Origin of the sequence: Rahnella sp. PCH160, assembly GCF_047784855.1 — a bacterium.
GTDB lineage: Bacteria > Pseudomonadota > Gammaproteobacteria > Enterobacterales > Enterobacteriaceae > Rahnella.
Genome location: NZ_JBLOGT010000001.1, coordinates 3,618,444 through 3,630,541 on the forward strand (window position 1 = coordinate 3,618,444; position 12,098 = coordinate 3,630,541).

Here is a 12,098-nt window from a genome sequence, read left to right on the forward strand (position 1 = left end):
ACATTAGGATTTCTATTCGCCGTCTTTCTCTCTTTCAACACCATGCGAGGCTCACCATGTCACCTTCTCAGACCTTAAACGCCTTAAAAAACAAAGTCGCTTTAGCCTGTTGCCTGGGCGCACTCACGACGTTCAGCCTGAACGCCGGTGCGGCAACCACTGCGCCGGAAGCCGGTACTTTCAAAATGGGTATCGAACCCTGGCTGGGCTATGGCCAGTGGCACGTCGCACAAAGTCAGGGCATTTTTAAACAGCAGGGGCTCGAAAAGGTCGACATCATTAACTTCGCCGAAGACAAAGACATCAACGCCGCATTAGCCAGCGGGCAGATTGACGGCGCGAATATCGCCACACACACCGCGATGGCGATGGTTTCCGCCGGGTTGCCGGTGAAAGTTGTTTTACTGCTCGATCAGAGCGAAACCGCCGACGCTCTGCTGGTCGGCAAAGACATCGCCACGCTGAAAGACCTGAAAGGCAAACAGGTGGCGTTCGAAGAAGGCACCACCAGCGACATTCTGCTGCACAGCGCCGTCAACTCGGCGGGGCTGAAATGGAGTGATATCAAGCCGGTTCCGATGCCTGCCGATTCTGCGGGCAGCGCGCTGATTGCCAAACGCGTCACCGCCGCCGTGACTTATGAGCCGTACATTTCTGCCGCCAGAAAACAGGATCCGTCGCTGAAAATGCTTTACAGCGGCTCTTCCGATCCGGGCCTGATCGGCGACGTACTGGTGGTTCGCGATTCCGTATTGAAAGAAAAACCGGGTCAGATTGCCGCGCTGATTAAAAGCTGGGACGCCGCCCTGACCCATTATCAGGCCAACACCCCTGCCGACCGCGCCCTGATCGCCAAAGCCGTGGGCGCGACACCTGCTGATTTAGAATCGGCGTTTGACGGCGTGAAATATTATTCGCTGGCCGAAAACAAACAGGTACTCAGCCACGCGTTCTCCGAACAGACGTTTGCGCATGTGCTGAAAGCCGCCACCGCCGCCGGGCTGATCCCTAAACCGGTCACCGCCGCGCAGGTGATTGACGCCAGCTTTGTGAACAGCCTGCCATGAGTTCGCGTCGTAAACCGCTCAATCTGATGGTGATTGGCCGCCTGCCGTCGCGCAAATTGTTCGTCGGCATCGCCGTGGCGCTGTTCCTTGCCCTGTTTCTGGCGTGGGGACTGGCGACCCGCAGCGGCGCTATTCCGCCGATTTTTCTGCCCAAACTGACCGACGTGTGGCTGAAAATGGTGTCACTGGCGCAGGACGGCACGCTGTGGAGTGACGTCAAAAGCAGCCTGTACCGCATCAGTATTGCCTTCGCCATTTCCTCGGTGATGTCGATTGTGATTGGCGTGCTGGCAGGCTGTTACGGTTTCTTCAAAGCCCTGACCGAACCGCTGGTGGATTTCATCCGTTACATGCCGGTGGTGGCATTCGTGCCACTGACCATTTTGTGGACCGGTACCGACGACGTGCAGAAATTCCTGATTATCTGGATCGGCACCTTCTTCCAGCAGGTGTTAATGGTGATCGACGCCGTGAAACGGGTCCCGGTCGATTTCGTCGGTTTAGGCCGCACGCTCGGTATGCCGGATCGCAAAATCCTCTTCCGCATCGTTTTACCGGGCGCACTGCCGGGCATCTGGGACGCACTGCGCATCAGCCTCGGCTGGGCGTGGACGTGGCTGGTGCTGGCCGAACTGGTGGCCTCCACCTCCGGGCTGGGTTACCGCATCGTCGTTTCCCAGCGCTTCTTCCAGACCGACACCATCATCGGTTACATCCTGCTACTGGGGATTTTGGGGTTAATCAGCGATCAGATTATGCGTGCCGCCGAGCGCGTCCTGTTCCGCTACAACAAAAGGCGTGCATGATGTCGGTTTTAACCATTTCTCATTTGCACAAAAGTTTTCAGGTCGGCAAACAGACACGCGAAGTTCTGCACGACATCAGCCTGACGCTGGCGGACAACGAATTTGTCTCGGTGGTCGGCACGTCGGGCTGCGGCAAAAGCACCCTGCTGTCCATTGCGGCAGGGCTTGAGGATTACGACAGCGGCGACGTGCAGGTGGACGGGCAAACCATACGCGGTGCGGGCATCGACCGTGGCGTGGTGTTTCAGTCCTATACGTTATTACCGTGGCTGACGGCGCGCCAGAACATCGAATTTGCGCTGAAAGCCGCCGGATTCAGCCGTGCGGAATGCCGCGAAAAAGCCGATCGGCATCTCGAACTGGTTCAGCTCACGGCATTTGCTGACGCCTGGCCGTCCGAGCTTTCCGGCGGCATGAAACAACGTGTGGCGATTGCGCGCGCGTTGTCCTATCGTCCGAAAATATTGCTGATGGACGAACCTTTCGGCGCGCTCGACGCCATGACGCGTCACCAGATGCAGGAACTGCTGACCGGTATCTGGGAACAGCACCGGCTGACGGTGATGTTCGTCACCCACGATATCGAGGAAGCGGTTTATCTTTCCGACCGTATCGTGGTGATGGGCCCCGGCACGATTCAGGCAACGTTTGATGTGCCGTTACCGCGCCCGCGCCGCGAAGAACTGACCGCCAGCCCTGAATTCACTGACCTGCAACGTCAGGTTCTCCACACTATCCGCAGCGGCCACACCCGCGCCGCGCTGGCCTGATCACCGGAGATTTACCATGTCTGCACCTTTTCAAACTGTGACTTTTCATGACCTGAGCGATTCGACCGACCTGCCACCGGCGTTATTCCAGCGCACCGAAGCGGATTTATCCTTTTTCATCGAGCGTGTGGCACCGATTATCGACGCCGTGCGCACTGAAGGCGACGCCGCCCTGCAACGCTTTGCCCGCGATTTCGACGCTGTCACCGCGCCGGAAATGAGCATCATGGCGGAAGATTCAGAGTTCGCCACGGCGTTTGAACGCCTCGATCCGCAGGTGATCGAATCCATCCGTTATTCCGTGGAAAACATCCGCGCATTCCACGAAGCGCAGAAACCCGAAGACATGTGGATGAAAGAAATCCGACCCGGCGCATTTGCCGGTGACCGCCACGTGCCGATCGACTCCGTCGCCTGCTACGTGCCGCGCGGCAAAGGCTCCTTCCCCAGCGTTTTTCTCATGACCACGATCCCGGCAGTGGTGGCAGGCGTAAAACGCGCCATCGTCATCACCCCGCCGGGGCCTGACGGTAAAGTGGACGATGCCACGCTGGTGGCGGCGCGATTGGTGGGCATTACGGAAGTCTATAAATGCGGCGGCGCGCAGGGCGTGGCGGCGGTGGCATTCGGCACCGAAACCGTGCCGAAATGCCTGAAAATCGTCGGACCGGGCAGCCCGTGGGTGGTGGCGGCAAAACGCCAGTTATCGAACGTCATCGATCCGGGCATTCCCGCCGGGCCAAGCGAAAGCCTGATCCTGGCCGATGACAGCGTGGACGGCGCACTGGCGGCTTTAGATCTCATCATTGAATCCGAACACGGCCCGGACTCCTCGGCTTATCTGGTCACCAACAGCCGTCGCGTGGCCGAAGAAGCCATCGCCGCCTTGCCCGGCTACTGGGCGCAAATCGGCGAAAAGCGCGCCGGTTTCTCGCAAGCCGTTTTATGCGGCACGCACGGCGGCGTGGTGCTGACGCAAGATTTTGCGACTGCCGTTGAGTTTGTAAACCAGTACGCGCCGGAACATCTGGAAATTCTTGCGGAAGAACCGATGGCCGTGATGGGCAAAATCCGTAACGCCGGAGAAATCCTGCTCGGCAACTACACGCCCATCACGCTGGGGAATTTTGTGCTCGGCCCGAACGCCGTCCTGCCGACCAACGGCGCGGCAAAAACCGTCGGCCCGCTGTCCGTTTTCGATTACATGAAACGCATTTCTGTCGGCTACGTGACCCGCGAAGGCTACGCGCCGCTGGCTGAAAAAGCCCACGCGTTCGCGCTGTACGAAGGCTTCCCCGGCCATGCGCTGGCGGTATCGGCATTACGTACTGACATCCTCAATAAAAAAGGCCAATAACGATGAGCAATTTGACGGGCAGTGAACCGCTGGCCGCGCAGGCGCGTCAGTTAGTGCACGCGGGGGAATGGCAAAAAGCGGCGGATACCTTGCGCCAGCTGATTGGTGAAGTGACCGGCGTGGCGGCCGGTCAGCTGACCATCAACCGTGACCAGTACAGCCTGAATTCCCTCAACGGTACGGTGACGCTAGACGATGGGCGCGCCCTGTTCTTCAAATATCACAATGAAGAAGGCGAAGATAAAACCATCGAAGAGTATTACAACGCTGAATTACTGCGTGAAAGCGGCTTTCGGGTCGATGTGCCGGTGTATGCCTGCGGCGAACCGGGGCGGCAGATCCTGATGTATACCCTGCGCCACGACCGGCGCATGGCGGATGTCTGCCGGGATATCGAACAGCAACAGGCGTGGGATCAGGAAGCCGAAATCGAAGAAGCCCAGCGCCGCGCAGACCGCGATATCCTGACGAATACGCTACCGACGCTGAAAGCCGGTTCGGTGGACGCCGTTTCCGCCGAGCCTGTACACCAGCTGTTTCATCACCGGCTGGTTTCCCCGGATAACCCGGAGATCCCCGCCGGTTTCGGTGGACGCGTCGCGCGTTTTTACGTCGGTAAAACTTTCCGGCTCGAAGATGAAGAGCTGGAATGGCAAACACTGAGCAACCTGCGCTGGGTCATCAACGGCGTGGCGTATGAACACAGCCTGCGGCAATTATTTGCCGAATCGGGAACGCGCCTCGCCCCCGCCGCGCTGGCCGATCACGGCGTGATCACCGCTCACGGCGACGCGCACAACGCCAACGTCTGGTACGACACGTCCGAAGAAATCCCGCAACTGGTGAGTTTTGACCCCGCGTTCGCCGGGCGCAATATTCCGGCGCTGCTGGCGGAAATCAAAGCCACCTTCCACAACATTTTTGCGCATCCGCTGTGGCTGTACGAACCGGCGCGCTGCGGCGAACTGTACAAAGTCACGGTGATGCGACGCGGCGATACACTTTTTGTGGATCACAACTGGCAGCTGACACCGCTGCGCGCCGCCTTCCTGCGCGACAAAGGGGAGGAATACTGGCAGCCGTTGCTGGCACAGCTCGCCCGCCGTGGCTGGCTGCCGCCGCACTGGCAGCGGATTTTCCGCCTCGCCATGTTCTGCTGCCCGACACTGGTTCTTGATCTCCGCGCAGGCGGGTTCAGCGGGCACACACCCACCAGTTCCGCGCTTGGCCTGGCGATGGCCGTCATGCTGGGCAGCCAGCCGGTAGAAGATACGGATGAATTCAGCGACTGGCTGGCCGGCATCAGCCCGGCGGAGAAAGTGCAATGAATGCCGGCTTTTCCCTGCAACAGTTCTCATTACAAGGCAAACGGGTGCTGATCACCGGCAGTTCACGTGGCATCGGTAAAGCACTGGCCATTGGCATGGCAAAAGCCGGTGCCAGCGTGATCGTCAGCGGGCGTGACAACGTCACGATAAACGCCGTCTGCGGGGAAATCCGTCAGTCTGGCGCGGAGGCTTTCCCGCTGGTGCTCGACGTCACGCAACCCGCCACCTTCGCCGCCGCGTTTGCCTCACTGCCCGCACCGCCTGACGTACTCGTCAACAACGCCGGAACCGAACATCTTTGTCCGTCGATGGACGTTGACGAAGCGCTCTGGGACACCATTCTCACCACCAACCTCAAAGGCGCATTTTTCTGCGCACAAGCCGCCGCACGACTGATGGCCGAAAACGGCGGCGGCAGTATTCTCAACCTCTGTTCGCTCACCAGTCAGGTCGGCGTACCGGGCGCTGCGGCTTATGGCGCATCGAAATCCGCCATGGCCGGACTGACCCGCACACTGGCAACGGAATGGGCCGCGAAAAACATCCGCGTCAACGGCATCGGGCCGGGTTATTTCAAGACCGACCTGACGGCTGAGTTTTACCAAAACGCCGGCTGGTGCCAGCAGATGCAGGGCAAAATCCCGCTCGGCCGTTTCGGAGAACTCGACGACCTGACCGGTGCGGCGGTGTTTTTGAGCAGCGAGGCGGCGCGGTATATCACCGGACAGGTGCTGTATGTGGATGGGGGGTATCTAGCGGGGATCTGATGTCAGACCGGACATTTGCGGTTTTTCACTTGTAGTGAGGGACTGAATTCTCTGACTGAGAAAATTTCGGTTTCTCAATAACTGTGATCACTTTACTCACCGCGCCGAAACCGACCAAAAGAGGAAAGTGGCTGGAAACCAGGTAAATTTGCAAGCATTTATAAACGGTTGGTTTGCTCCTCCCCCTGCGAAGGGGGAGGTTGGGAGGGGGTTTTGCAAACAACTCACCTTCAAAGTTGCCATTTCGAACCCCATCCCGTCCTTCCCCTTGCCAAGGGGAAGGAGCAAATCAAAACCAGCCAGCATCAATCTTTCGATTTACATACCCCCTGGCCGCTTTCAAAACGACGTCGAGTGAGTGGTGAGAAACAGCGAGAGTCTTTTTTCGAGCAGGTTCGAACCCGAGGCGAGAGTACCGCGCAGCGGCGGCGTTTGCGGCACTAGCAGGAGTTGCTGAAACGTAGCCAGCCAGCGGCAGCGCGCAGTAAAAGAGCCGGAGATTCTTAAGAGGCGCGGCGATAGGCGCCTCTTAAGGCCAGTTTGGGTGGCAACCCAAGGTCTTGATTTTGAATTTGAAATTAAATTTAAAACCCGTTCAGATCGCTACCCCAAAACTCGCAGGCTTGGGCTGCAAGCCCAAAAAGATCAAATCAGATCCGCCATTGCCTCTACCCGCGAAATCGCCTCATACAATCCCCCTGCCGTCACAGGCACTGGCATATTCTCCATATCCGGCGCGTGCAGCGATGCCTTCACGATGCTGTCGAGTTCTTCGGCGTTCAGCCCGGCGATGTCACTCAGACGCAGCGGCACTGCGCAGGCGTGCGCGAGTTTAATCGCTTCCATCAGCTCTTCGTCACTGCGATTTTCCAGCGCCAGCAGGCAGAGATTGCCGAACCCCACCAGCAAGCCGTGGCCGAATGTGCGGGTTTTATCGCAGACGGTGAAACCTTCGTAAATCGCGTGGGACGCGGCGGCGTGTGCCCCGCTGCTCATCAGCGAGGTCAGACCGGCAAACATGAAAATGGCATCCAGCACCTGATCCAGTTCAGCATTCGGTTTACCGGCGCGTACCGCGTCGCAGGCCGCCGGACCGTAAGCGTCAATCAGGTCATAACAAATCCGGCTGTTGGCGCTCGACGATCGCGCCACGCCGCTTAACTGACCGTGATGGCTGCTGATGGCGCGGAACTCGTACCATTTTGCCAGCGTGTCGCCCAATCCTGCGGACAGCCAGCGCAACGGCGCGGCAGCCAGGATTTCACTGTCGATAATGACCGCCGCCGGAGCCTGTGGCAGCGGGAATAAATCGCGGAAATGCCCGTCATCGTGATACCGGATCGTCAGCGGCGTCACGGCGGCGCAGGTTGCGGCAATAGTGGGAATGGTCACCACAGGCACGTTAGTTTCCACGCCGACGGCTTTACAAGTGTCGAGGGATTTCCCGCCGCCCACGCCAATCACGATGTCAGCCTTTTTGTCTTTCACCGCTTTCGCCAGACGGGTGATATTGCTTTCGCTGCTTTCACCGCCAAACCATTCGCTGCCCACCAGTTCCACCGCACAGCCTTCCAGCTGATGACGAATTTTATCACCCACCGCCATCAGGGCCTGATGCCCGCCAATCACCAGCGCACGCTTGCCCAGCAACGCACAAATATCGCCAAGCTGCGAAATAACGCCGGGGCCGCGCAGGATTTGCGCCGGGAAAATGATGTTCTGTGCCTGCATAACTGCCTCTCCGTGATGCTTGTGTTGGACTGATTAGGGGTAAAAATTCTGAGGATGTTGAGTGTTTTGACTGGTGAACATTAACGCTGAGGGCGCAACAAATGGGGCCCCAGCTGATTCACCGACGTGCAACCCAGTTGCGCCAGCGTACGGTCAACTTCCTGCAAGATAATCTCCAGCGCACGTTGCGCGCCCGCTTCGCCCGTTGCCGCCACGCCGTAAAGCATCGGACGGCCAAGCAATACGGCATTTGCGCCCAGCGCCAGCGCTTTCACCACGTCCGTGCCGCGACGAAAACCGCTGTCGATAAGGATAGTGGCATTCGCGCCACACAACTGGCGGATTTCCGGCAGGACTTCCATTGCACTGACCGAACCGTCGAGCTGTCGTCCGCCGTGATTGGACAGCACAATGCCGTCCGCGCCGGTGTCCAGCGCACGTTGTGCATCGGCCGGTGCCAGAATACCTTTAATCAGCAACACGCCCTGCCACTGGCTGCGGATCCACGCAAGGGTTTCCCAGTTCAGGCAGGTATCCATCTGTTCTGAAAAGTAACTCGCCCCGCCCGCGCCGCGCTGTTTATCCGCCGGAACGTAAGGTTTTAAATTGCCAAAACCGGGCATACCTGCCGGTTTCAGTGTCCGCCATACCCAGCCGGGATGCAGCGTGACATCCACCAGGCTCGACAACGAAAGCTTCATTGGCCGCCGGTAGTTGCGTTTGTCTTTTTCGCGGTTACCGAAATGGACGGCATCGACGGACACCACCAGCGTGGTGCATCCGGCGGCTTTCGCACGCTCCAGCAGGCCGGTCGTCACTCCACGGTCTTTTAACACATACAACTGAAACCAGTGCTGGGGCAGGTTTTCCGCCGCAATTTCTTCAATGGACGCCGTCGACACCGTGCTCTGGATATACGCGATACCGGCGCGTTTAGCGGTGCGCGCCAGCATGGCGTCTGCGCCAAAACGCAGCATGCCGTTGTAACCGGTTGGTGCAATCAGCAGCGGCGCGGAAAGTGACTGCCCGCAGAGCGTGACGGATAAATCGCGCTGGCTGGAATCCGTCAGCACCGGCGGAATAAAGCGCCAGCGGGCAAAAACCTCGCGGTTATCTTTCAGCGTTTGTTCATCATCCGCACCGCCTTCGACATAGCTGAAAGCGAAACGCGGCAACGCGCACCGGGCCTGACGGCGCAATTCTTCAATGTTTAACGCTTCACGCTTCACGCGGCTTCCTCCGCCAGAATGTGTTTCAGGCTTTGCAGAAACTGCCGGTTATCCTGTTCGTTACCGACAGAAACGCGGATCCAGTTTTCATAACCGGTTTCGCGCCACGGTTTGATAATGACGCCATAAGCCAGCAATCGCTGTGCCAGTCCGGCGCTCGGCTGACCACAGTCGAAAAACAGGAAATTGGCGTATGAAGGCGCGACGGTGAAGCCCAGAACGGTAAGCTCAGCGGCCATTTTTTCACGCTGCGCGGTGACCAGCGCAATGCTGTCGCGGACGTGCTGTTTATCCTGCAAAGCTGCGACGGCGGCGGTTTGCGCCGAGCGGTTAATGTTGAACGGCGTACGGACGCGGTCGAGCAGATTCACCAGTTCAGGATGGCTGGCTAAACCATAGCCAATACGCAAACCGGCCAGCCCGTAAGCTTTGGAGAAAGTGCGTAACACAATCCACGGGCGCGGCTGCTCAGCCAGAACGCGCAGGCTGTCGGGATAATCCGGATCGTTTTCGCAATATTCGAAATAAGCTTCGTCGATCACCAGCACGCAATCGTGCGGTGCGGCATCGATGATGCGGGCAAACCCTTCGCGCCCCAGCATGCAGCCCACCGGGTTCGACGGATTGCTGAAAATCACCATTTTTGCCGGTGTGGAAAGCGCCTGTTCCCAGGCCGCAATGTCGAACTGCTGCTGTGCGTTGATGCCCACCAGCGTGACCTCTGCCCCCATCATGCGCGGGAAAATTTCATGCAGACCAAAAGACGGGATCAACGTGACGACGCGGTCGCCGGGGTTAAGAAAGGCCAGCGCCAGCATGTGTAAAATGTCTTCAGAACCGTTGCCGGCCACAATGTTTTCCGCGCTAACGCCGGTTTCTTCCGCCAGCGCCGCACGCAATGCCGCGCTCGAGGCATCAGAATAAATCGCGCTAAAACGGGCATCGGCTTCGAGCGCCGCAATCACTTTCGGGCTGGCCCCCAGCGGATTCTCATTGCTCGCCAGTTTGGCGATACGGACTGCGCCATATTTTTGCTGTACAGCGTCGGCTGAAAGCCCGGCGTTATACACGCCCAACGCCCGTGATGCGGGCCTTGCCAGATTTTTCAGACACTCTTCTGCTGCATCAAAAACGGTCAAATCTGAAGCCATCTTTTACCTCGATCGGTGAAGTTTCTGTTCCGTTCATGCCGGAATTCAGCGTGGTTTTGCGCCACTGTTTAACGCATTTTCAGATGTTTTTAGAAACAAAACGGGCAGCGACCTGCGCCACTGCCCGCTAATTTTGTTCGATTTAATTGGCGCGGTATAAATCACTTAGCCCAACGGGTTTCATAACATCGGCAGGTTCAGATCATTGCGTTGCGCACAGGCTTTGGCCTGCTCATAACCGGCATCAGCATGGCGCATCACGCCGGTTGCCGGGTCATTCCACAGAACACGTGAAAGGCGTGCATCGGCTTCTTTGGTGCCGTCCGCCACAATGACCATGCCCGCATGTTGCGAGAAGCCCATACCGACGCCGCCGCCGTGGTGCAGGCTGACCCACGTCGCGCCGCCTGCAGTGTTAAGCAATGCATTCAGCAATGGCCAGTCGGAAACCGCATCGGAGCCGTCTTTCATGGCTTCGGTTTCACGGTTTGGCGATGCCACAGAACCGGTATCCAGATGATCGCGGCCAATCACAACCGGTGCTTTCAGCTCGCCGTTACGCACCATTTCGTTGAACGCCAGACCGGCGATATGACGTTCGCCCAGACCGAGCCAGCAGATACGCGCCGGTAAGCCCTGGAAGGCAATGCGCTCGCGCGCCATCTCCAGCCAGTTGATCAGATTGGCATTATCCGGGAACAGTTCTTTGAGTTTGGCGTCCGTTTTATAGATATCTTCCGGATCACCGGAAAGCGCCACCCAGCGGAACGGGCCTTTGCCTTCGCAGAACAGCGGACGGATATACGCAGGAACAAAGCCCGGAAAATCAAAGGCATTGGTCACACCTTCGTCTTTCGCCACCTGGCGGATGTTGTTGCCGTAATCCACGGTCGGAATGCCCATCGCGTGGAAATCCAGCATCGCCTGAACGTGTTTCGCCATCGAGGCTTTTGCGGCTTTCACCACAGATTGCGGATCCGATTTACGCGCTTCCTGCCATTTTTCCAGGCTCCAGCCTTCCGGCAGATAACCGTTCAGCGGGTCATGCGCCGAGGTCTGGTCGGTAACGATATCCGGGCGCAAGCCACCTTCTTTTGCGCGCGCCACTAACTGCGGCATCAGTTCTGCCGCGTTGCCCAACAGGCCGACGGAAATGGCTTTTTTCTCGGCACAGGCTTTTTCAATCATCGCCAGCGCTTCATCAATGCTGTGCGCCTTGTAATCGACATAACGGGTACGCAGACGGAAGTCGATACGCGATTCCTGGCACTCAATAGCCAGTACGCACGCCCCGGCCAGGACGCCCGCCAGCGGTTGTGCGCCGCCCATGCCGCCGAGACCGGCGGTTAAAATCCACTTGCCGCGCAGGTCGCTGTTGTAGTGCTGACGCCCCGCTTCGGCGAACGTTTCGTAAGTGCCCTGAACAATGCCCTGCGCGCCGATGTAAATCCACGAACCGGCGGTCATCTGGCCGTACATCATCAGCCCGGCTTTATCCAGCTCATGGAAATGCTCCCAGTTTGCCCAGTGCGGCACGATATTGGAGTTGGCAATCAGCACGCGCGGCGCATCGGTATGGGTGCGGAATACGCCGACCGGTTTGCCGGATTGCACCAGCAGCGTTTCGTCTTCACGCAGCTGACGCAGGCTTTCCAGAATGCCTTCAAACGCGGGCCAGTTGCGCGCCGCTTTACCAATCCCGCCGTAAACCACCAGATCTTCCGGGCGCTCAGCGACATCCGGATCAAGGTTGTTTTGGATCATGCGGTACGCGGCTTCAATCAGCCAGTTCTGGCAGCTCAGTTCAGTCCCGTGCGGCGCACGAACAACGCGGGCGACAGCCGTTTTTTGTGGAGCGTTCATCGTCGGTTCCTTATCTCAGATAGGGTGTT

Annotated in this window: 10 protein-coding genes; 6 read left to right on the plus strand and 4 right to left on the minus strand. The window is 58.3% G+C overall.

What is annotated here, in order from left to right; all coding sequences use genetic code 11:
• Nucleotides 1-56: 56 nt before the first annotated feature.
• From ACM5QY_RS16630 to ACM5QY_RS16655, 6 genes are read left to right on the plus strand one after another with little or no spacing between them, the layout of a single operon-like run.
• Entirely contained in the window at nt 57-1,067 is a 1,011-nt protein-coding gene (locus ACM5QY_RS16630; protein WP_416121839.1) for an ABC transporter substrate-binding protein, read from the plus strand.
• Nucleotides 1,064-1,873: an ABC transporter permease gene (locus ACM5QY_RS16635; protein ID WP_416121840.1), complete on the plus strand. Its 810-nt coding sequence runs from the start codon at nt 1,064-1,066 to the stop codon at nt 1,871-1,873. The genes ACM5QY_RS16630 and ACM5QY_RS16635 overlap by 4 nt, the downstream gene beginning before the upstream one ends.
• Entirely contained in the window at nt 1,873-2,643 is a 771-nt protein-coding gene (locus ACM5QY_RS16640) for an ABC transporter ATP-binding protein (protein WP_416122909.1), read from the plus strand. The genes ACM5QY_RS16635 and ACM5QY_RS16640 overlap by 1 nt, the downstream gene beginning before the upstream one ends.
• A 16-nt stretch (nt 2,644-2,659) precedes the next feature.
• Nucleotides 2,660-4,000, plus strand: coding sequence for a histidinol dehydrogenase (gene hisD, locus ACM5QY_RS16645; protein ID WP_416121841.1), 1,341 nt, complete (start codon nt 2,660-2,662; stop codon nt 3,998-4,000).
• Nucleotides 4,001-4,002: 2 nt separating this feature from the next.
• The gene (locus ACM5QY_RS16650) at nt 4,003-5,328 is read left to right on the plus strand and encodes a hypothetical protein (RefSeq protein ID WP_416121842.1); all 1,326 of its coding nucleotides are present in this window, start codon (nt 4,003-4,005) and stop codon (nt 5,326-5,328) included.
• A complete protein-coding gene (locus ACM5QY_RS16655) occupies nt 5,325-6,095 on the plus strand; it encodes an SDR family NAD(P)-dependent oxidoreductase (protein WP_416121843.1) in 771 nt (256 codons plus the stop codon). Before ACM5QY_RS16650 ends, ACM5QY_RS16655 begins: the two co-directional genes overlap by 4 nt.
• A gap of 645 nt (nt 6,096-6,740) precedes the next feature.
• Here ACM5QY_RS16655 and ACM5QY_RS16660 read toward each other — a convergent pair.
• From ACM5QY_RS16660 to hutU, 4 genes are all read right to left on the minus strand, one after another.
• On the minus strand, nt 6,741-7,826 hold the full coding sequence (locus ACM5QY_RS16660; protein WP_416121844.1) for an iron-containing alcohol dehydrogenase family protein: 1,086 nt from the start codon (nt 7,824-7,826) through the stop codon (nt 6,741-6,743).
• An 80-nt stretch (nt 7,827-7,906) separates the two neighbouring features.
• Entirely contained in the window at nt 7,907-9,055 is a 1,149-nt protein-coding gene (locus ACM5QY_RS16665) for an alpha-hydroxy acid oxidase (RefSeq protein WP_416121845.1), read from the minus strand.
• Nucleotides 9,052-10,206, minus strand: coding sequence for a histidinol-phosphate transaminase (gene hisC / locus ACM5QY_RS16670; RefSeq protein WP_416121846.1), 1,155 nt, complete (start codon nt 10,204-10,206; stop codon nt 9,052-9,054). The genes ACM5QY_RS16665 and hisC overlap by 4 nt, the downstream gene beginning before the upstream one ends.
• Nucleotides 10,207-10,386: 180 nt before the next feature.
• Nucleotides 10,387-12,069 (minus strand): urocanate hydratase, encoded by a 1,683-nt coding sequence (hutU, locus tag ACM5QY_RS16675; protein ID WP_416121847.1) that lies wholly within the window; start codon nt 12,067-12,069, stop codon nt 10,387-10,389.
• Nucleotides 12,070-12,098: the final 29 nt, after the last annotated feature.